Below are 19,707 nucleotides of genomic sequence, written 5' to 3'. Positions count from 1 at the left end.
GGACATATCGATAACAGAAATGGCCCGATGATCCATCCCCTCGGTTGAAAGTCAGCTATTGCGCGACCTATCTGACTTTGCGCGCGATGCATGCTAGATAAGGATTTCATCCCTATATGTGCCGAAGTCACCTCCTGCTGTTGCTCGGCACGGCACTACTCGCAGCCTGCGCCTCCGTGCCTAGCCCTGAGGCGCGTCGCCAGCAAGCCTCCGCACTGGCACAGAAGCAGCATTGGCAGGCGCTGCAACTGCAAGCGGGGATCTTTCGGCTGCAGGCCTATGCGACACCAACGCAAAACGAAGAGTTAACGATCTATCTGGAAGGTGACGGCTTTGCCTGGATCAATTCTCGCCGCCCCTCAAACGACCCAACGCCACTCGACCCCATCGCATTACGCCTGGCTCTGACACAACCTAGCGGCAATGCCGCCTACCTGGGGAGACCCTGTCAGTATCTGGAGGCAGAACGATCGCCCTGCCAGAAACATTATTGGACTGACGCTCGCTTCGCCGAAGAAGTGGTGCACAGCCTCGACCTGGCTGCAGACCAATTGAAAGCACGGGCCGCCGCACAGCGTCTGGTGCTGGTCGGTTATTCCGGCGGCGGAGCCCTGGCACTGCTGCTGGCAGCGCGGCGTGAGGATGTGGCGCGGGTGATAACGGTCGCAGGAAATCTTGACCATGCGGCCTGGACTGACCACCACCGAGTTACGCCACTGCACAACTCGCTTAACCCGGCTACGCTTCGCGCGAGTTTGGCGAGCGTTGAGCAGATCCATCTAGTGGGTGAACAGGATCGGGTGATACCGCCTACATTGGTCAACGCCTTCGTTGCCGATTACCCATCCATCCATCGTGCCGAGGTCAAGGTGCTGCCGGGTTACGGCCATAACTGCTGTTGGGTACAGAATTGGCCACAGTTGTGGCAAATGATCACCCAGTAATCACCGGGTCAATCCAAGGAAAAACCAGTAAAGCCCACGCTAAGGCAATAGCTGCTGACGAAAGAACGCCGCATACCCCTGCTGCGCAGCCACCTCGGCCTGCGCTCGCTCATAGCGTTGCAGGTAGCGCCCAGCTGCGGCGCGAGAGAATGCCGAATACAACTGCATGTGCTCCCTGGGCAGCGGCAGCAGGCGAATGCTGTCTTGCATGCTCAGGTGTTGCACCTGATAGCGCACGGCTAAGTCATCGGGGTAGTAGAACGCTTCCAGGCGCCCGGCCTGGAGCATTTCCAGGCTCTGGTTCAATACATTGCTGCTGCTCAGGGTTTGCAGTTGCAAGCGTGGGTCACGCAGCATGGGCGAGCGGTAGCCGTCCTGCCAGGCACCTAAGCGCAAGGGCAGCAGTTGCTCGACCGAGTCCACCCGCTGCAAGGGGTGCTCACGGGCCACCAGCAAGAGCGGCTGCACCACCACAAAGGGCTGGGCCGGGTAGACCAGCATGGTTTCACGCTCCGGGGTCTTGGCCAGGATCAGCGCCATATCCAGCTGATCACGTTGCAGCATCTGCAACAACCGGGACAACGGGTAACGTTGGTAACTCACCGCATCCAGCTGCATGCACTCGGCAATTTTTGCGAAGTAGGCAATCGCCGTCCCTTCAGTATCGGCCTGCCCTGGCAGCGGCGTATGCGGCGGCAGGTCGAAGTAGCCAACGCGCAGGCTGTCGGCACTCACCAATGGGGCCAGCAGGATCAGCAAAAAGAAGATAAAGGCAGGCGACACAGCTGAAACACGGCAGGGTGTTCTCATGCACAAACCTTAGGGCCGAACCCGTTGAGTAGAACGCTGTGGGGAGTCTAGCTGCCGGCCATACTCGGTGGCGGGCCGGCGGTAGAGAAAATCACTGAATAACGCGTTTCAGCTCAGCCGCCAAGGCGGATTCAGGCGGTTTTCGCCGGCGTGATACAGGCACAGCGGATTGCCATCCGGGTCTTGCAGATAGGCCTCGCGCCACAGCCAGGGCTGGTCGGTCGGCAGCATGCTGAACTCGACGCCCTGAGCCTGTAGGCGGGCGACGGTCTGGTCCAGTTCAGCGCATTCGAAGTAAATCAGGGTCTGGCTGGCCGGCACCTGTTCAACCCGACTCAGGGAAAAGCTCGCCTGGCCGTCCGGACAGCAGAAGCGCGCATAGTCCGGCAGGCTCTCGACAATCAGTCGCAGACCCAGTCGCTGGTAAAAGCGGATCGCACGTGGTACATCGCTGACCGCAACAGTGATTTGATTCAGGTTCATCGCCGGCTCCTTCAGCATTCAGGCTTTCCTGTAATGCCACAGCCCGGATGGCTCGGCAACGACCTGTGCCGTTATTTGCCGAGCTGCCTGGTACGGCATGCGCCACAGCCATGGCCGCGCTATCGGACGGCGGCTAGAGTGGCACTTCGCCCCCGCATAACAACCACAAGCGCGAGAGCCATGAGCCAGACTGACCTGATTTCCCCGCTGCGTTTTCTCACCCGCCTGCCTCAGCACCTGCCGCGTGTGCCGCGTATGTTGCGCGGCCTGTACTACGCCGGCATCCGCAATCGCGAGAAGAACCTGTCGCTGGCCTGGGCGCTGGAACGGGCGGTACAGCAGCACCCGCAGCGTCCGGCACTGCTGGATGAGTCGCGCAGTCTCAGTTATGCCCAGTTCAACGCCTGGGCCAACCGCCTGGCCTGGGCCTTCAAGGCCGAAGGCGTGCGCCATGGCAGCGTGGTGGCGGTGATGCTGGAAAATCGCTTGGAGCTGCTGGCGATTCTCGCGGCGTTGAGCAAGCTCGGCGCAGTCGGTGCACTGGTCAATACCACTCAGCGCGGCAAGGTGCTGGCGCACAGCCTGAATCTGGTCAAACCGGGTTTTATGCTGATTGGTGAAGAACTGCTCACTGCCTTCAATGAGGTGGCCGAGCAACTCGACAACCCGCAGACACCGCGTTACTGGGTGGCCGACCAGGATTGCCTCAGCGATGCCGGCCAGGCACCGGCAGGCTGGACCAATTTGATGCAACTGGCGCGCAGCCAGGCCAGTGATAACCCGCCTGACAGCGCCCAGGTGCAGATGAAAGACCCCTGCTTTCTGATCTACACCTCTGGCACCACCGGCCTGCCCAAGGCCTCGATCATGAGCCACGGCAAATGGATCAAGGCCTATGGCGGCTTCGGCCATTCCGGGCTGACCCTGAACAATCAGGATGTGCTCTACCTGACCCTGCCCTGCTACCACAACAATGCCGTCACCGTGTGCTGGAGCGCCGCTATGGCTGGCGGCGCGGCCATCGCCCTGCGTCGCAAGTTTTCCGCCAGCGCCTTCTGGGCGGATGTGCAGCGCTATCAAGCCACCTGCTTCGGCTATATCGGCGAGCTGTGCCGCTACCTGCTTAACCAGCCCGAGACGGCCGCAGAAAAGAACAACAGCCTGCGCTGCATGATCGGCAACGGCCTGCGCCCCTCGATCTGGGCCGAGTTCAAAGCTCGCTTTGGGGTCGAGCAGATCACCGAGTTCTATGCCTCCAGCGAAGGCAATATCGGCTTTACCAACGTGTTCAACTTCGACAATACCGTGGGCTTCTCCCCCGCCACCTATGCCATCGTGCGTTACGACCTGGAGAACGACCAGGCGGTACGTGGCAAGAAAGGCTTTCTGGAAAAAGCCAAGAAAGGCGAAGCGGGTCTGCTGATCAGCGAGATCAGCGCCAAGTGGCCCTTCGACGGCTACACCGAGCCGGCCAAAAGCGAGGCGGCGATCCTGCGCAACGTATTCAAGAAGGGCGATGCCTGGTTCAACACCGGCGACCTGATGCGCGACATCGGCTGCAAGCACGCGCAATTCGTCGACCGCCTGGGCGATACCTTCCGCTGGAAAGGTGAAAACGTCTCCACCACCGAGGTGGAGAACGTCCTCGGTGCCTTCCCAGGCGTTGAGGATGCGGTGGTGTATGGCGTGGAAATCCCCGGCACCAATGGCCGTTGTGGCATGGCTGCGCTGCGCCTGAGCGAAGGTCAGCAACTGGACAGCACCGCCCTTGCCGCGCACCTGGATGCCGAATTACCGGTGTACGCAGCGCCGCTGTTTATCCGCCTATTGGGCGAGGTGGAAACCACCGGCACCTTCAAATACAAGAAGGCCGATCTCAAGCAGGCCGCCTACGACCCGACGCGGGTGCAGGAACCGCTGTGGGTGCGTCTACCGGGCGAATCATGCTTTACGCCGCTGGATCACGCCCTGTTCAGTGCCATCAGCCAGCAGGCCTACCGCTTCTGATCAGCCATACCCGGCGACGCTTGGCCGTCGCCGGCTACTGCTTGAACTCGAACTGCAACTGCGCACCTTCAACCGATTGCCAATAGTCGTCACCACGCTCGTTGGTGATCAACTTGCCATTGAGCTGAAAGGGGCTTTCCGGTTCAGTTTTTTCGACAAACAGCGGTGGTAACAACGGCGTCGACAGGTCGTTGAGCGGCTCCAGCGGTTGCAGTGGATCGAACACATCAGGGTGCAGGCTCAACTCCAGCGGAACCTTTTTCTCCGGCACTGGCTCAGTGGGCTTGGCTTTGACGGGTGCGGCAACCGGCATGGCTGGCGGCGGGCTTTTCGCCGGTTTGGGCACAGCAGGCGGCTCTGTCTGGGGTGCTGGGCTGACAGGTTCAGGTGGCGTTTTGGCGCCCGTGGACGTATCAGCCTGGGTTTGCACAGCCGGTGCTTTAGTTGGCGCAGGTGGATTGGCGGGTTGCTCGCAGGCTGCCAGTGACAACAGGGTCAGCAGCAGTGCGCAACGTTGAATAATGGTCATGGCAGATACAAAGGCAGCGTCACAAGCCGTTATGCTCGCCCCTGCCCAGGCCGCTGGCAACCCTGCAATCTGTACAGCAGGTAACCGCATACGGGCAACGCTCCCGGCGACAGCGCATGCACTGGCCGCCGGGCGATCTGTGGCAGGGCTCAGTCGGGCGCCTGCAAAAGTTGCAGTTGCGCGTCGATATCCACCTCGGGGTGCTCGCGCATCAGTTGCAGCAACAAGGCATCGGCCTCGTCCGTCCAGCCGTCACGGCGCAGCTTGAGCAAGCGCTGCAACTCGCTGTGCAGCAGCTGCTCGACCTGACTGCCTGCGGCTTCTGCCGCTTTTTCAGGGGCTGACACGGCAGGCACAGCGTCGTGCAGCGCATCGGCCGCCACCTCTTCACGCAACAGCTGATTGGACGCACCAGCCGAAAGCTTCTTCTCAGCCTTGGCGGCATCGGCGCTGTAGCCCTGGATCACCGGTGCAGGCTGTGCGGCCCGTGAGCGTTCTGCCTCATCACTAATCGCCGCGGATTCTGCCAGCGGCGCGGGCATCGGCGCAGATTGTGGCGCCATCCGCGCTGCAGCCGGCGCCATAGGCGCGCCGCTCGGCACGGCATCAAAGGCATCCGGCGCCTGCTCGAACGTGCGCCAGGTCAGGCTTACGCCAATTCCCAGGCAGGCGACTCCAGCTAATGCCACCGACCAGCGTTGCCGGCCGCCCGCACCAAACAGCCAGCTATACAAGCGCGCACTCAGACGAGGTTTAGCCTCATCTACGGCGGCGCTGCGCGCGGCGGCAGTGGCCGCCGCGAGAATCTGTGCATCCATCTGCGCACTGGGCTCGCCTCCGCTGTGCTGGCGGAAATGCGCAAGCATCTGCTGTTCCTGCTCATCGAGCCTCTGTTGATCGTGGTTCATACGGACAACTCCTCGGCGGCCGGGTCAGCCAGCAGCCGACGTAACTTTTGCAGGGCATAGCGCAAACGGCTTTTCACTGTTTCAGCAGGGATCTGGGTCAGCTCGGCGATCTCGGCCAGTTCCAGATCACCATGGGCGCGCAGCAGGAATACTTCGCGCTGTTCCGCCGGTAGATCTGCCAGGGCGGCCTCTAAACGCTGCTGATCACGGCTCAGGCTGAGCTGCTGCTCAGGCCCCGGCTGCGGGTCGTGCGGGGCATGCTGCTGTTCATCATATTCAGCATGCCCCGCCTGGTGCCGACCATGCTTGCGCCAGGTATCGATAAGCCGGTTGCGCGCGATCTGGTACAGCCAGGTCTTGAACAGCACCGCCTCGCGCTGTTCGCTCTGGCTGCGGATCAGGCTCATCCAGGTGTCCTGAAACACCTCTTCGGCCAAGGTATGGTCGCCGCACAAGCCCAATAGAAAGCGAAACAAGCCGAGCCGGTGACGCTCATACAACTCGGCAAAAGCCGCCGCATCACCGCGGCGGTAACGCCGCAACAAGGCGGCGTCGTCATCCGTGAGGGGTCGATTCACTGCTGTACTCGTGCGGTCGTTGAAGGATTCGACGCAGTTTGCAGGCTCTGCGCCAGTTCCACCAGCTGTACAAACTCGCCGCGCAGACCGAAGCGGTCATCGCCCTTGGCATTGCGCGCCAGCTCGGCGCTGTCGGCAAGACTGAAACGCCCGGTGTAGGTATCGCCTTTAAGCTGCTGGGCGAAGGCAGCGACGGCAGCAGCAAAGCGCAGGTCTTCGCTAGCCTGGCTGATGGCAGGCACATCGGCAGCCTGAATCGGTTGCTCCAGCAGCTTGCTGACGTTCTGCCCTGGCGCCTTGTAGCGAATGCGCAGCCAGGCCAGTTCGCCCGCCTTGCCTTTGGTTTTCGGCGCACCCTGATAGCGCAGCGGCTCCAGCCAGCCCTTGCCGCCCACCGGCACCACTTCATACAGCGCAGTCACGGTATGGCCTGCGCCGATTTCGCCGGCATCGACCTTATCGTTGCTGAAATCCTCACGCTTCAGGGCGCGATTTTCATAACCCAACAGCCGATATTCGCTGACCTCGGCCGGGTTGAACTCGACCTGAATCTTTACATCGCTGGCCACCGTCGCGAGGGTCGAGCTGAGCTGATCGACCAGCACCTTGCGTGCCTCGCGCAGGTTGTCGATATAGGCGTAGTTGCCGTCGCCGGCATCGGCCAGCTGCTCCATCAACTGCTCGTTGTAGTTGTCGGTGCCAAAGCCCAGGGTGGTCAGGGATACGCCAGTCTTGCGTTTATCCGCCGCCAGTTGCTTGAGGGTTTCGAAGTCGCTGATGCCGACGTTGAAGTCGCCATCGGTGGCCAGCAGGATGCGGTTGATGCCACCGTCGATAAAGCCCTGCTGCGCCTGCTGATAGGCCAGTTGAATGCCCGACTCGCCCGCCGTTGAACCGCCCGCCGTCAGCTGATCAATAGCCGCGCGAATCTTGGCTTTATCACTACCGGCAGTCGGCTCCAACACCACGCTGGAGGAGCCGGCGTACACCACCAGTGACACCTTGTCCTGGGCACGCAGCTGCTCAACCAGCAGCTTCAGGGTACTTTGCACCATGGGCAGACCTTCACGGCGGTCCATCGAGCCGGAGACATCCAGCAGAAACACCAGATTGGCCGGCGGCAGCTGTTCTACCTGCATGTCCGAAGCCTTGATGGCGATACGCAGCAGACGGCTTTGCGGGTTCCACGGTGTGGCCGCCAGTTCGGTGTGCACGCCGAACGGCACATCGCCATTCGGCAGTGGGTAGGCGTAGGGGAAGTAGTTGACCAGCTCCTCCAGGCGCACCGCATCCTGCGGCGGCAACTGCCCGCCATTGAGGAAACGTCGCACATTGGCATAGCTGCCGGTATCCACATCAATGCTGAAGGTCGATACCGGCGTCTCGGCGACTGCATGCACGGGGTTGCCTGCCAGTTTCTGATACTGCTCGCGGTTCTGGTCACGGTAGCCCTGCGGCAAGGCATCGGCCTGCACAGACATCGGCATCGGCGCATAGGCCACGCTGGGCAACATCGCCCTGCCCGCCACCTGGCTTTTGCGTTGTAGCTCAGCCGGAGCGGCCAGCTGCTCATGCAACTCGGCACGTTCACGCTGATGAGACTGATCGCTGAGCTGCGGACTACCCGCTTCGGTGGCCGGCGCGTCAGGGTTGGCGGCGCTGCACGCGCCGAGGCTAATCAATACACCAGCGGCAAAACCGGCAAGTAAAGGACGGGTAAGCAATACGGGGTAAGCGGGCATGGGGGCATCTCCTGAGCGAGCGAATAAACCATTCGCTCAGGTAGACGTAGAGGAGTCGGCAGCCGGGTTAAGCGTTCGTAAAAATGCCCCATCAGCTGTAGAGCGCAGAGCAAGCATATTGGGAAAGGTGGCTCTCGGTATTAGGGCGCCTCTACATCCGGCAGCCCGTACTTGACCTTTAGCCGTTGCAACAGATCCGCTTCATCCTGCAAAAACTGGTTGAACTGGGCAATGATCTGCGGCTGCGTACGCGTGGACAGAAAAAACTGCGGCCGGTAATGCGGTAAACGCTCGTTCAACACAAGCCTGTCATCCGCCGGGGTATCGTGCGTGTACTGATGCCAGTTGAGCGCACTGGCTTCGTAGAATATGCCCCCCACCCGCCCCTGCCGAGCCAGTGCCAGCAGGCTGTCCTGGGTGTTGGCGAATTGCAGGTCGATAACACCGTTGGCGATATCGGCCTTGTAAGGCCAGGCATCGAACCCCCTTACGGTGGCAATCGTCGCCAGCTGCGCAAGCGATTTGTCACGGTTCGCCGGTAGTACGAACAATCCCTCAACAGCCTGGTAGACGCTATCGCTGTAGGTAAGCGCTTTATCCTTACGCATTTCACGCTGCCACAGCGGATTATCGGGGAACTTGAAATCCAGTTCGTTGGTAGTGAGAAAGTTGCGGTACAGGCGCTTCACCGGCAAGTGAACATAGTGGAAGCGGTAACCATATTTACTGGCGAAATGATCCAATACATCCCGCCCGTAGCCACGGTAGTGAGCCGATGTGCCGTCGTAGATCGGGTAGAAGTCGATCGCCTCAACCCCCACAGAAAAGTCACTTCCACGTGCCCCCGGACTACCCAGCAGCAGGCAAAGCAACGCTGCAATTATCCGCACCAATTTTTCCGCCTCAATTCCTTGTTGGCGCTAACAAGCGTAGCGCAGGCGCGTGGCGCAACACTCAGGAAGTAGCCATCCCCTCCTGACACAACTGCCCGGCCAGCATGCCCAAGGTCATCAAGGCACGCTCGGCTTCGCGGTTCCACGGGATGCCGCAGTTCAGGCGGATACAGTGGTTGAACTGCTCGGTATTACTGAAGATCAACCCCGGCGCGATGCTGATGCCCTGCTGCAGCGCGCGCACGTGCAGGTCCTTGGTATTGACCCGCGCCGGCAGGCTGACCCAGAGAATAAAACCACCCTTGGGCCGGCTCATCTGCGTGCCTTCGGGGAAGTACTGCTGCACAGCCAGCTGAAACGCGCTGAGGTTCTTGCGGTATTCCTGGCGGATAAAACGCAGGTGGCGGTCATAACCGCCGTTCTCCAGATAGGCCGCTACCGCCATCTGCGTCACGCTGCAGGCCGAGTGAGTGCTGAAGGTTTGCAGGCGCTGAATTTCATCCTGGTACTTGCCGGCAACAATCCAGCCGATGCGCACCCCCGGCGACAGAGTCTTGGAAAAGCTCGAACAGTAGATCACCCGCCCTTCGCGATCATGGGATTTGAGCGCCTTGGTCGGGCCCTGCTCAAACATCAGTTCACCGTAGATATCGTCTTCGATGATCTGGATATCGTAATCACCGGCCAGGCGCAGCAACTGACGCTGGCGCTCCTCCGGAATGGTGCCGCCCAGCGGATTGCTCAGCCGCGCGGTCAGCACCAGCGCCTTGATGGGCCACTGGTTGGCCGCCAATTGCAGCGCTTCCAGGCTGATGCCGGTGGTCGGGTCGCTGGGAATTTCGATGACCTTCAGGCCGAGCAGATCCGCCAGTTGCAGCAAACCGTAATAGGTCGGCGACTCGGCCGCGATCAGATCACCCGGTTTGGTCAGCACGCGCAGGCTCATCTGCAGGGCATCCACACAACCGTGGGTAATCACCACCTCAGTTGGGTCGACCACCACGCCAGCATCGCGCATGCGGATCGCCACCTGACGGCGCAACGGCTCAAAACCGGGGCTGAACATATAGCTGAAGGCCCGCGCACTGTGAAAACGGGTGACCTTGGCCAACTGCTGGTGCAACGCACGTACCGGCAGGTAATCGACATGCGGTACTGCCGCGCCAAGCGGAAACACCCCCTCGCGGCGCGATTCGGTGAGCACCTGATTGATGATACTGCTGCGCGTGACCAGACCAGGGCGTTCTACGCGGGCGATATCGGGAGTGGGTGCGGTCAGGGCCGGCGTCTGGTGCACATAAAAACCGGACTGCGGGCGGGCACGAATCAGGCCCTGGTCTTCCAGGTTGGCATAGGCCTGCAACACCGTGGCGTGGCTGACGCTGAGCTGCGCACTCATCTTGCGCACCGAAGGCACCCGCTCACCGGGCTGGTAAACGCCGCGACGGATATCTTCCGCCAGTTGCTGGGCGATGCGCTGATAAAGCAACAGATTGGTCATGACCGCGTTCCTGCTTGACTGAACCGTAACAGTAAACCGGCTTTTTATAATTGCACCGGTACAGCTCACTGAATTGTGGGCGATACAGTGGGCACTCGCCAGGACTGTAACGGTGCAATCAAGCATTGCTCTGACTGATGGTCTGCATGTGCGGCTGGCAGCTGCAACGAAAAAGCCCCGGTAAACCGGGGCTTCTGAGCGGCATCAGGCTTAGCGGGATGAGCCGAGACGACCCTGCTCGTCTGAGAAGACGATCTCTACCCGGCGATTCTGCGCCCGGCCTTTGGCCGAAGCATTCTCGGTCACCGGGAACGCCTCGCCATGCCCCTGAACTTCGATGCGCTTGGCATCAATGCCCAGGTCAACCAGTACGTCGGCCACGGCCTGAGCGCGAGCGCGGGACAGTTCGAGGTTTTCCTGAGCATCGCCGCGACTGTCGGTGTAACCCTCGATCCGTACAATGCGCCGTGGGTTGAGCTGGAGAAACTGCACCAGTTTGAGCACGGTGCGGTTGGCCGAAGCCTTCAGGTCACTGTGGCCGGCATCGAACAACACATCGCCCAGGGTCATCACCAGGCCGCGTTCACTCTGCGTGGTGGCCAGGCTGACCATCTGTTCTTCAAGCCAGTTGCTCTGTTCCTGCACGCTGAGCAGTTTGGCTTCACGCAAAGCCAACTGCAGGCGTTGCCGCTCCAGCTCCAGTTTGACCGCACGCTCCTGGTTCAGATTGAGTGCACTCATCTGCCCGGCAATCGCGCTGTGCTGTTGGCTGAGATAGGCGTAATGCGCCACATCCTCGCTGCTGCCCCAGTAGCTCGACAGCCGATCAGCCCGGGCCAACGCCTCACCCGCGCGGATCAGTTCTTTCGGCGCACTGCGCAATACATCAGGATCTTCCTTGACCTTCTGGAAGGCACTGTGAGCACCTTCCAAGGCCTTTTCACTAGAGTTGTGCGAGGTCGCGCAGCCGCTCAGCAACAGGCTGCTCAGAGTAACAAGCAGCATTACCTGGGAGTGCTTCATTGCAAACCTCCCAGTTGCTTGCGCAAACGGTTGATGGCGTTCGTCAACTCCGCCAGTTGCTGCTGACTCTTCTCGGTCAGGTGCTCGGCTTCGGCCAGGCGCGCATCCAGTTCAGCCTGCTCGGCATACAGCCGCGCCTGCTTGAAATCTTCGCCCTGCATGGCAGCTTGTGCCAGGGCAAGCTTTTCCTCGGCCTGACGCAGCGACGCCGACTGCTCAGCGGACAAGCCCAGCGCTTTGGCCTGGCTGAGTGCTTGTTCGGTCAGGCGCAGTTGTTCATGCGGTGCGGGATCGGTTGCGCAGGCGCTCAGTACGAGCGGCAGCAAGGCCGCACAGATACGTCGATAAATCACAGAAATTCTCTACTGTTGAGCTTCAAGCTGTTGTTCTTTCCAGCGCTGCAGATTGTCTTGCAGCAAGGTCTCGGGCAGACCACTGGCAACAGCCTCGGTCATTTTCTTCGCCAACATGCCGCGCAGCCAGGGATCGTTGCAGGACGAATTGTGCGACAAGGTCAGGTACAGGCCCTCGCTGGAAATTGGCGGATCGAGTACCAGCAGGTCATCCTGCATACCCAGACTATCGGCCAGCGCTTGACCGGGATAACGCTCGTACAACACATAGTCGGTACGCCCCAGCAGAAGTTTCTGGAAGGCCTGAGTCAGACTGGAAACACCTTCCAGCGTCAGGCTTTCCTTGGCAAAGGCATCGAACTGCTGACCAAAACTGTTGTTGAGCAGGGTATCGCCCGTGCGTCCGCGCAAATCATCCCAGCCTGCATACGGGAACTCGGCTCCACGGTGCACCCACACCACATTGGGCGTGAAGTAGAACGCCGGATGTACATAATCCATCACTTCCAGACGCGGCAAGGTAAGAAATGCCCCGGCAATCAGATCGACACGACCGGTACGCACTTCATCCTGCGCCCGAGACCAGGGCCCGGTGTAGATGATATCAACCACCACGCCCAGTTCCTTGGCTAGGTGCTTTAGCAGGTCAGCATTAGCGCCGATCAGTTGCTGTGGGTTCTGCGGATCGCGCCACAGATAAGGCGGGTACTCCGGGTTACCGGTGGCCACCAGACGCTCACATTTACCAGCAGCCCCTGCAACCAACGGCATCAGCAACAGGCTGAACAGCAGCAGAACCGATTTATAGAGACCACGCTCAAGCATTGGCGACTTCTCGACTTAACCTTGGATGGGCGTCTGCACAGGGCAGATCGGAACACATCGTCTTCATGCTAGCTTAATACGCATTCATATTAATTCGCGATAAAGACCCATCATGAAAAAACTGATCGCAGGCCTGATCTTCGCGCTTATCGGTAGCGCAGCCCTGCTCTACCTGTCGCCTGCCGCACAACTGGCAAGCCTGCAACTGATCGAACGGCAGCGTGCCGGGTTCAGCCTCAAGCAGATCAGCGTGGGCGATCTTAACATTCATTACTACGAAGGCGGCCCGAGCAGCGCACAAACCATTCTGATGGTGCACGGCTTTGCCGCCAACAAAGATAACTGGCTGCGTTTTGCCCGGCATCTCAGTCACGATTATCGGGTTATAGCCATCGATCTTCCGGGTTTCGGCGCCAGCGACAAACCGGCAGGCAGCTACGATGTGGGCACCCAGACCGAACGTCTGGCCAGTGTGATTGATGCATTGGGAATTGAGCAGCTGCACCTGATCGGCAACTCTATGGGCGGGCATATCAGCGCGCTCTATGCCGCACGCTACCCCGACAAGGTGTTGTCCCTGGCGCTGCTCGATAACGCCGGTATCACCACCCCACACCCCAGCGAACTGCTGCAACGTCTGCAACGCAGCGAGGCCAACCCGCTGGTGGTGAGAAGCGGTGAAGATTTTCAGCGCCTGCTGGCATTCGTCTTCGTAGAACCGCCCTATCTGCCAGAATCGCTCAAGGGCTATCTCGCCGAGCAGGCCAGCGCAAACAGTGCGCACTATGACCTGGTGTTTCGCCATCTGGTCGAACGCTATATCCCGCTGGAGCCTGAACTGCCCAGGATCCAGGCACCCACGCTGATCATCTGGGGCGCGCAGGACCGGGTTCTCGATGTATCCAGCATTGACGTTATGCGCCCGCTGCTGCGCAAACCCAGCGTGGTTATCATGGCGGATACCGGCCATGCGCCGATGATTGAACGTCCCCAGCAAACCGCCGACCATTACCGTGCCTTTCTCCAGGCCCAAAAACCTGGGGCATAAAAAAACCCGCTCAATGAGCGGGTTTTTTCTGCGCAGTTAAGACTGGCTTAAACCAGTTTCTCCAGCTCAGGTACAGCTTCGAACAGGTCAGCGACCAGGCCGTAATCAGCCACCTGGAAGATCGGCGCTTCTTCGTCCTTGTTGATCGCAACGATCACTTTGGAGTCTTTCATACCGGCCAGGTGCTGGATCGCGCCGGAGATACCGACGGCGATGTAAAGCTGCGGTGCCACGATCTTGCCGGTCTGACCGACCTGCATGTCGTTCGGTACGAAGCCTGCGTCGACTGCAGCACGCGAAGCGCCAACAGCAGCGCCCAGCTTGTCGGCCAGGGCGTACAGGTGCTTGAAGTTGTCACCGTTCTGCATGCCACGGCCGCCAGAAACGACGATCTTGGCAGCGGTCAGCTCCGGACGATCGGACTTGGCCAGCTCTTCGCCAACGAAAGCCGATTTGCCAGCGTCACCGCCAACAGCCACAGCTTCAACGGCAGCGCTGCCGCCTTCGGCTGCAACCGGGTCGAAACCGGTGGCACGTACAGTGATGACCTTGATGGCAGCGGAAGACTGCACGGTAGCAATGGCGTTACCTGCGTAGATCGGACGCTTGAAGGTATCAGCGCTTTCAACGGCGATGATTTCCGAGATCTGATCAACGTCCAGCGCAGCAGCAACGCGCGGCAGAATGTTCTTACCGTTGCTGGTAGCAGCAGCCAGGATGTGGCTGTAGCCCTTGCCCAGCTCGGCAACCAGTGGTGCAACGTTTTCTGGCAGCTGATGAGCGAAAGCAGCGTTGTCAGCAACCAGTACCTTGGCCACGCCAGCAATTTTGCCAGCAGCTTCGGCAGCGGCACCGGCATTGGCACCGGCAACCAGAACGTGGATGTCACCACCGATTTTCGCAGCAGCAGCAACAGTGTTCAGCGTGGCTGCAGCCAGGGCAGCGTTGGTGTGTTCAGCGATAACCAGGATAGTCATTTAGATTACCTTCGCCTCGTTCTTCAGTTTCTCGACCAGTTCAGCCACGGACTTGACCTTGATGCCAGCACTGCGGGTCGCAGGCGCTTCAACTTTCAGAGTCTTGACGGTGGAAGCGGTGGAAACGCCCAGATCAGCCGGGGTAACGGTTTCCAGCGGCTTCTTCTTGGCTTTCATGATGTTCGGCAGCGACGCGTAGCGCGGCTCGTTGAGACGCAGGTCGGTGGTCACGATAGCCGGCAGGTTCAGTGCAACAGTCTGCAGGCCGCCGTCGATTTCACGGGTTACGTTGACCTTGTCGCCCGCCACTTCCACTTTGGAAGCGAAGGTGCCCTGGCCGAAACCAGTCAGCGCGCCCAGCATCTGGCCAGTCTGGTTGTTGTCGCTGTCGATGGCTTGTTTGCCCATGATCACCAGCTGAGGCTGCTCTTTGTCGACCACTGCCTTGAGCAGTTTGGCCACAGCCAGCGAGTTCAGCTCATCGGCCGATTCAACCAGGATGGCACGGTCAGCACCCAGGGCCAACGCGGTGCGCAGCTGCTCTTGAGCAGTGGCTGGGCCGATGGTTACGACAACGATCTCGCTCGCCACGCCTTTCTCTTTCAGGCGTACAGCTTCTTCCACGGCGATTTCGCAGAAAGGGTTCATCGACATCTTGACGTTGGCAAGATCAACGCCGCTGTTGTCCGCTTTGACGCGAACCTTGACGTTGTAGTCGACCACTCGTTTGACAGCTACAAGAACCTTCATGGATTCCTCGTTACTCTCCGGTGAATAAGAATGTCGCCAGAAGCGAACATGGCGGGAACTGCAGACCGGCCGGAACCGGGAGTCGACCAATAACGGCAGACACAAAACCGCCCGTATCTTGACCGCACGACCTAGACTGGTCAATACAACGAACCGGCCAATCGTCAGCGATGTAGTAAGATTCTAACAGCCCTACAGAAAATTCAAACAAACGTTTGTATTGGCCCGTTCGAAGGGTCTGGATATAATGCGCCAGCATCGCTCATGGAACGAGCTTGATCGCCAAATAAAATTAGAGAGCCTTGAGTAGGAGATAGCCTGTGGAACGCGAATTTATGGAATTCGACGTCGTCATCGTTGGCGCTGGGCCTTCCGGCCTGTCCGCCGCCTGCCGACTGAAGCAGAAAGCCGCCGAAGCGGGTAAAGAGATCAGCGTCTGCGTGGTCGAAAAAGGCTCCGAAGTCGGCGCACACATTCTTTCCGGTGCGGTGTTCGAGCCGCGCGCATTGAATGAACTGTTCCCTGACTGGAAAGAGCTCGGCGCCCCGCTGAACACGCCGGTCAAGCGCGATGACATCTATGTTCTGACCAACGCCGAGAAGGCCACCAAGGTTCCGGACCTCTTCGTGCCCAAGACCATGCACAACCATGGCAACTACATCATTTCCCTGGGCAACCTGTGCCGCTGGCTGGCGCAGCAGGCGGAAAACCTCGGCGTAGAAATCTACCCAGGCTTCGCTGCTCAGGAAGCGCTGATCAACGAAGAAGGCGCGGTCTACGGCATTCTCACCGGTGATCTGGGCGTCGACCGTGAAGGCCATCCGAAAGAGGGTTACTACACCCCAGGCATGGAACTGCGCGCCAAGTACACCCTGTTCGCCGAAGGCTGCCGTGGCCATATCGGCAAGCAGCTGATCAAGAAATTCAACCTCGACTCCGAAGCCGATGCTCAGCACTACGGCATCGGTATCAAGGAAATCTGGGACATCGATCCAGCCAAGCACGAACAAGGCCTAGTTGTGCACACCGCTGGCTGGCCGCTGGACGTGGTCAAAAATGAAAACACTGGCGGCTCGTTTCTCTATCACCTGGAAAACAACCAGGTAGTCGTTGGCCTGATCGTTGACCTGTCGTACAGCAACCCGCACCTGTCGCCGTTCGATGAGTTCCAGCGCTACAAACATCACCCGGTGATCGCCCAGTACCTGGAAGGTGGCAAACGTGTCGCTTACGGCGCTCGCGCACTGGCAAAAGGCGGCATCAATTCACTGCCGAAAATGGTCTTCAACGGCGGCGCACTGATCGGTTGCGACCTTGGCACCATGAACGTAGCCAAGATCAAGGGCAGCCATACCGCCATGAAGTCCGGCATGCTCGCGGCCGAAGCCGTTGCCGATGCACTGTTTGCCGGCAAGGAGGGTGGCGACCAGCTGACTGGTTACGTTGACGCATTCAAGGCCAGTTGGTTGTACGAAGAACTTTTTGCCACTCGCAACTTCGCTCCGGCGATGCACAAGTTTGGCCCACTGATGGGTGCCGGCTTCAACTGGCTGGATCAGAACATCTTCGGCGGCAAGCTGCCCTTCACCCTGCATGACACCAAGCCGGACTACGCCTGCCTGAAGCCGGCTGCAGAGGCGCAGAAGATCAGCTACCCGAAACCCGATGGCAAACTCAGCTTCGACAAGCTCAGCTCGGTATTCCTCTCCAACACCAACCATGAAGAGGAACAACCCTGCCACCTGAAGCTCACCGACCCGAGCATTCCGCTGAGCAAGAACCTTCCTATGTACGACGAACCGGCGCAACGCTACTGCCCGGCCGGCGTATACGAGGTGGTGACCAAGGAAGACGGCGAGCAGAAGTTCCAGATCAACGCACAGAACTGCGTGCACTGCAAAACCTGTGACATCAAGGACCCGGCCCAGAACATTACCTGGGTGGCCCCTGAAGGTACTGGCGGGCCTAACTACCCCAATATGTAAACCTGCCTACGATCTGCTGCGCGTCGGCTCTGCTGCGTTGAAAACAGGTTCGGAATGCTCATGTACAAAAGTACACTCCGCTTCCTCACCTGTTTTCGCCTTGCATAGCTCTAGCTCGCGAGATCGTAAAAAAGCTCTAAGCCGCAAAGAAAAAGGCTCCCTCGGGAGCCTTTTTCTTTATCTGCAAACCACTCTCTACACAGGCTCAGGCCCAATAGGGAAAAACGCCCCGCCGCTCCAAACGCCCAGCCAGCTCTTGCCATCGATCTCGCGCGTAACCGCCAGCTCGACCAGCTGATAAAACACATTGCGGTGGATCAACGCCTCAAGATTACTGCGCACATGCACATAGGGCGCGGGCTCTTCAGTCAGAGCATCGAGTTCGACCCGCAGCGGATGTTCGCTGCCGGCGACCACCTCATCCTCGACATTGGTGACAAAACGCAGCACCTGCGCCTCACCCTCGCCTTCCACCTGCAGACTGACCGCGACAAAGGGCGCGTCATCCACCTGAATGCCCACCATCTCCACCGGCGTCACCAGCACGTATTTATCGCCGTCACGCCGAATGATGGTAGAGAACAGCTTGACCATTGGCTTGCGGCCAATCGGCGTCCCCATGTAATACCAGGTGCCATCGCGGGCGATGCGCATATCGATATCGCCACAGAACTCCGGGTGCCACAGGTGCACCGGTGGCAAACCCTTGCCCTCGCCTTTGGGTATCTGCGCCAGCAGGTCGCCGGCCTTACCTGTATCAGTCATCACTCAATGCCCCAAGCCCAACAAACGCCGCGCATAATCCTGCAGCGCCGGACCGATCAGGTCCTCCGGCTTGGCATCATAAAGCGTCAGGAAGCCTCCGCGGCTACGAATGCGCGCGGTATCGACCAAATAGCGGGTATTGGTTTCGATCAGCATCAATTGAATGACCCCACGATCAGTACCCAGCCGATCCAGCGCCTCCTGATCTTCCCACTCTTCCACCGTACCGATACGGTCATCGGCATAGGCGAAGCGGCTGTACAGCAGGTAATGCGCACCCGCCTCACGCGCCTGCGCCAACGACTCTTCCAGGCCTAGCGGCGCCTTGGCGCGGCGCACCATGGGGAAATACTCGATAAAGCCCTTGTAGGCTTCCTCAGCCACCACATTGGGCCGTGGATAGGCACCACCCGGCGGCACGAAATGCCCCTGGGCGATATAGATGAAGGAATCGGCCTGCAAGCGCCACGGGCTGGCGCGACGCGTCTGGCTATGGTCAAGCACGCCGACATCGCGCAATTGATAAATCGCCTCATCCGCCAGATCACTGGCCTTCATGCAGCCGCCCAGCAGCAACACACTCATTATCAGCAACAGACTACGCATCATGCCTCTCCCGCTGCCGGTGACAGAAAACCGGCGGATAGCGCCTAGATGCAGATTTCACGCCACCCGTTGCCAATCAAAGGCCGCGCTGCCATTCCTGGCGTAAGCGTGCCTGTTGCGGTTGCTCGATCGCCTGTCGCACCTGAGCCAACAAGCGCGCCTTGTCCGCGCCCAGGTTGCCCTTGAGCACCAGATAGTTGGAGGCATGATCACTGCGAAACACCGTATCGCGCAGCTCAAGGCCACCTAGCAGACGCTCCACCTCGACAAACAGCTGCTGCTGGTTGAGCGGTTGAAAGTCGGCAAAACCCTGACGAAACCGCGCCTCCCCCATAGGAAAACTCACCACCAGGGTTGAGAGAAATTCCGGCTGCGACTCATTCATCAGGCGCGCCGAGTTGTCCGCATGCTGCTCGCTCAACACTGTGCCACCCAGGCCGTTGAGGATCATCACCGAACGGGTGATACCCGCCTGACCAAGCTTGTCCAGTGCGCTGAGGCTGGACTCGTAGGTTTCACCCTTGTTGACCCGCGCCAGCACCTCATCATCACCGGATTCACAGCCTACATAAGCCATACGCAGGCCGGCGTCTGCCAGCTCCTTGAGTTCATCCACCGATTTCTTACGCAGATTGCGCGGCAGGCAATAACTCGAAACCCGCTCAACCTCCGGCATGTGCTCACGGATCGCCTGCAGAATGGTCAGCAGACGCCGCGTCGGCAGCACCAGAGCATCACCATCGGCGAGAAACACCCGCTGCACGATCATCCGCTCGCCGGTCAGGCGAATCTCTTCGAGCACCTGCGCTTCATCACGGGCGCGGAATTTCTTCTGTTCCTGAGTGTACATTTCGCAGAACGTGCACTTGTTCCAGGAGCAACCATTGGTCACCGGCAGAATCAGCGAATGGGCTTCACTGGGCGGCCGGAACACCGGTTCGATATAGCTGATGGGGAAATCTTGCATGCTCTTCACTCGG

Annotated in this window: 20 protein-coding genes; 4 read left to right on the top strand and 16 right to left on the bottom strand. The window is 59.6% G+C overall.

Annotation, left to right across the window (positions count from 1 at the left end; genetic code table 11):
* The first annotated feature begins 116 nt into the window (after positions 1-116).
* Positions 117-944, top strand: coding sequence for a dienelactone hydrolase family protein (locus ACOCLD_RS10145; RefSeq protein WP_422909064.1), 828 nt, complete (start codon positions 117-119; stop codon positions 942-944).
* A gap of 39 nt (positions 945-983) precedes the next feature.
* On the opposite strand, the gene ACOCLD_RS10140 is transcribed toward ACOCLD_RS10145, so the two are convergent.
* Both ACOCLD_RS10140 and ACOCLD_RS10135 read right to left on the bottom strand, forming a co-directional pair.
* On the bottom strand, positions 984-1,754 hold the full coding sequence (locus ACOCLD_RS10140) for a substrate-binding periplasmic protein (RefSeq protein WP_422909063.1): 771 nt from the start codon (positions 1,752-1,754) through the stop codon (positions 984-986).
* Positions 1,755-1,862: 108 nt separating this feature from the next.
* Positions 1,863-2,237, bottom strand: coding sequence for a VOC family protein (locus ACOCLD_RS10135; RefSeq protein WP_257778215.1), 375 nt, complete (start codon positions 2,235-2,237; stop codon positions 1,863-1,865).
* A gap of 180 nt (positions 2,238-2,417) precedes the next feature.
* Here ACOCLD_RS10135 and ACOCLD_RS10130 point away from each other — a divergent pair, with 180 nt between their 5' ends.
* A complete protein-coding gene (locus ACOCLD_RS10130; RefSeq protein WP_422909062.1) occupies positions 2,418-4,244 on the top strand; it encodes a long-chain-acyl-CoA synthetase in 1,827 nt (608 codons plus the stop codon).
* 34 nt (positions 4,245-4,278) lie between these two features.
* Here ACOCLD_RS10130 and ACOCLD_RS10125 read toward each other — a convergent pair whose 3' ends face one another.
* The 9 genes from ACOCLD_RS10125 to ACOCLD_RS10085 form a co-directional block, all read right to left on the bottom strand.
* Complete coding sequence (locus tag ACOCLD_RS10125; protein WP_422909061.1) at positions 4,279-4,773, bottom strand: hypothetical protein; 495 nt, start codon at positions 4,771-4,773, stop codon at positions 4,279-4,281.
* A gap of 149 nt (positions 4,774-4,922) precedes the next feature.
* Positions 4,923-5,681, bottom strand: a complete 759-nt coding sequence (locus tag ACOCLD_RS10120; protein ID WP_422909060.1) for a hypothetical protein — start codon at positions 5,679-5,681, stop codon at positions 4,923-4,925.
* A complete protein-coding gene (locus ACOCLD_RS10115; RefSeq protein WP_422909059.1) occupies positions 5,678-6,259 on the bottom strand; it encodes an RNA polymerase sigma factor in 582 nt (193 codons plus the stop codon). Before ACOCLD_RS10115 ends, ACOCLD_RS10120 begins: the two co-directional genes overlap by 4 nt.
* The gene (locus ACOCLD_RS10110) at positions 6,256-8,001 is read right to left on the bottom strand and encodes a vWA domain-containing protein (RefSeq protein ID WP_422909058.1); all 1,746 of its coding nucleotides are present in this window, start codon (positions 7,999-8,001) and stop codon (positions 6,256-6,258) included. Before ACOCLD_RS10110 ends, ACOCLD_RS10115 begins: the two co-directional genes overlap by 4 nt.
* Before the next feature lie 140 nt (positions 8,002-8,141).
* Positions 8,142-8,891, bottom strand: a complete 750-nt coding sequence (locus ACOCLD_RS10105; RefSeq protein ID WP_422909057.1) for a substrate-binding periplasmic protein — start codon at positions 8,889-8,891, stop codon at positions 8,142-8,144.
* A gap of 64 nt (positions 8,892-8,955) precedes the next feature.
* Entirely contained in the window at positions 8,956-10,395 is a 1,440-nt protein-coding gene (locus ACOCLD_RS10100) for a PLP-dependent aminotransferase family protein (RefSeq protein ID WP_257778208.1), read from the bottom strand.
* A 210-nt stretch (positions 10,396-10,605) separates the two neighbouring features.
* Positions 10,606-11,418 carry an OmpA family protein gene (locus ACOCLD_RS10095; RefSeq protein ID WP_392539472.1) on the bottom strand — a complete coding sequence of 271 codons (813 nt, stop codon included), beginning with the start codon at positions 11,416-11,418 and terminating at the stop codon, positions 10,606-10,608.
* Positions 11,415-11,771, bottom strand: a complete 357-nt coding sequence (locus ACOCLD_RS10090) for a DUF4398 domain-containing protein (RefSeq protein ID WP_422909056.1) — start codon at positions 11,769-11,771, stop codon at positions 11,415-11,417. The genes ACOCLD_RS10095 and ACOCLD_RS10090 overlap by 4 nt, the downstream gene beginning before the upstream one ends.
* Positions 11,772-11,780: 9 nt before the next feature.
* Positions 11,781-12,596: a substrate-binding periplasmic protein gene (locus ACOCLD_RS10085; RefSeq protein WP_422909055.1), complete on the bottom strand. Its 816-nt coding sequence runs from the start codon at positions 12,594-12,596 to the stop codon at positions 11,781-11,783.
* Between the two features lie 112 nt (positions 12,597-12,708).
* Between ACOCLD_RS10085 and ACOCLD_RS10080 the strand changes: the two genes are divergently transcribed.
* Complete coding sequence (locus tag ACOCLD_RS10080; protein WP_422909054.1) at positions 12,709-13,644, top strand: alpha/beta fold hydrolase; 936 nt, start codon at positions 12,709-12,711, stop codon at positions 13,642-13,644.
* 47 nt (positions 13,645-13,691) lie between these two features.
* On the opposite strand, the gene ACOCLD_RS10075 is transcribed toward ACOCLD_RS10080, so the two are convergent.
* Together ACOCLD_RS10075 and ACOCLD_RS10070 are read right to left on the bottom strand one after the other, a co-directional pair.
* Positions 13,692-14,621, bottom strand: coding sequence for an electron transfer flavoprotein subunit alpha/FixB family protein (locus ACOCLD_RS10075; protein WP_422909053.1), 930 nt, complete (start codon positions 14,619-14,621; stop codon positions 13,692-13,694).
* Positions 14,622-15,371, bottom strand: coding sequence for an electron transfer flavoprotein subunit beta/FixA family protein (locus ACOCLD_RS10070; RefSeq protein ID WP_233684359.1), 750 nt, complete (start codon positions 15,369-15,371; stop codon positions 14,622-14,624).
* 320 nt (positions 15,372-15,691) lie between these two features.
* On the opposite strand from ACOCLD_RS10070, the gene ACOCLD_RS10065 reads away from it, so the two are divergent.
* Positions 15,692-17,356, top strand: coding sequence for an electron transfer flavoprotein-ubiquinone oxidoreductase (locus tag ACOCLD_RS10065; protein WP_422909052.1), 1,665 nt, complete (start codon positions 15,692-15,694; stop codon positions 17,354-17,356).
* A gap of 195 nt (positions 17,357-17,551) precedes the next feature.
* Here the strand turns inward: ACOCLD_RS10065 and ACOCLD_RS10060 are convergent, their stop codons facing one another.
* The 3 genes from ACOCLD_RS10060 to ACOCLD_RS10050 all read right to left on the bottom strand — a co-directional run bounded on the left by ACOCLD_RS10060 (position 17,552) and on the right by ACOCLD_RS10050 (position 19,694).
* The gene (locus tag ACOCLD_RS10060; RefSeq protein WP_422909051.1) at positions 17,552-18,121 is read right to left on the bottom strand and encodes a DUF1285 domain-containing protein; all 570 of its coding nucleotides are present in this window, start codon (positions 18,119-18,121) and stop codon (positions 17,552-17,554) included.
* A 3-nt stretch (positions 18,122-18,124) separates the two neighbouring features.
* Positions 18,125-18,727 carry a DUF4823 domain-containing protein gene (locus tag ACOCLD_RS10055; protein WP_257778202.1) on the bottom strand — a complete coding sequence of 201 codons (603 nt, stop codon included), beginning with the start codon at positions 18,725-18,727 and terminating at the stop codon, positions 18,125-18,127.
* Between the two features lie 76 nt (positions 18,728-18,803).
* Positions 18,804-19,694, bottom strand: a complete 891-nt coding sequence (locus ACOCLD_RS10050; RefSeq protein WP_422909050.1) for a radical SAM protein — start codon at positions 19,692-19,694, stop codon at positions 18,804-18,806.
* Positions 19,695-19,707: the final 13 nt, after the last annotated feature.

Origin of the sequence: Pseudomonas cimarronensis, assembly GCF_049331905.1 — a bacterium.
Classification (GTDB): Bacteria; Pseudomonadota; Gammaproteobacteria; order Pseudomonadales; family Pseudomonadaceae; genus Aquipseudomonas.
The sequence above is the reverse complement of the archived record's forward strand: the minus strand, read 5'-3'. Positions and strand labels throughout refer to the sequence as shown.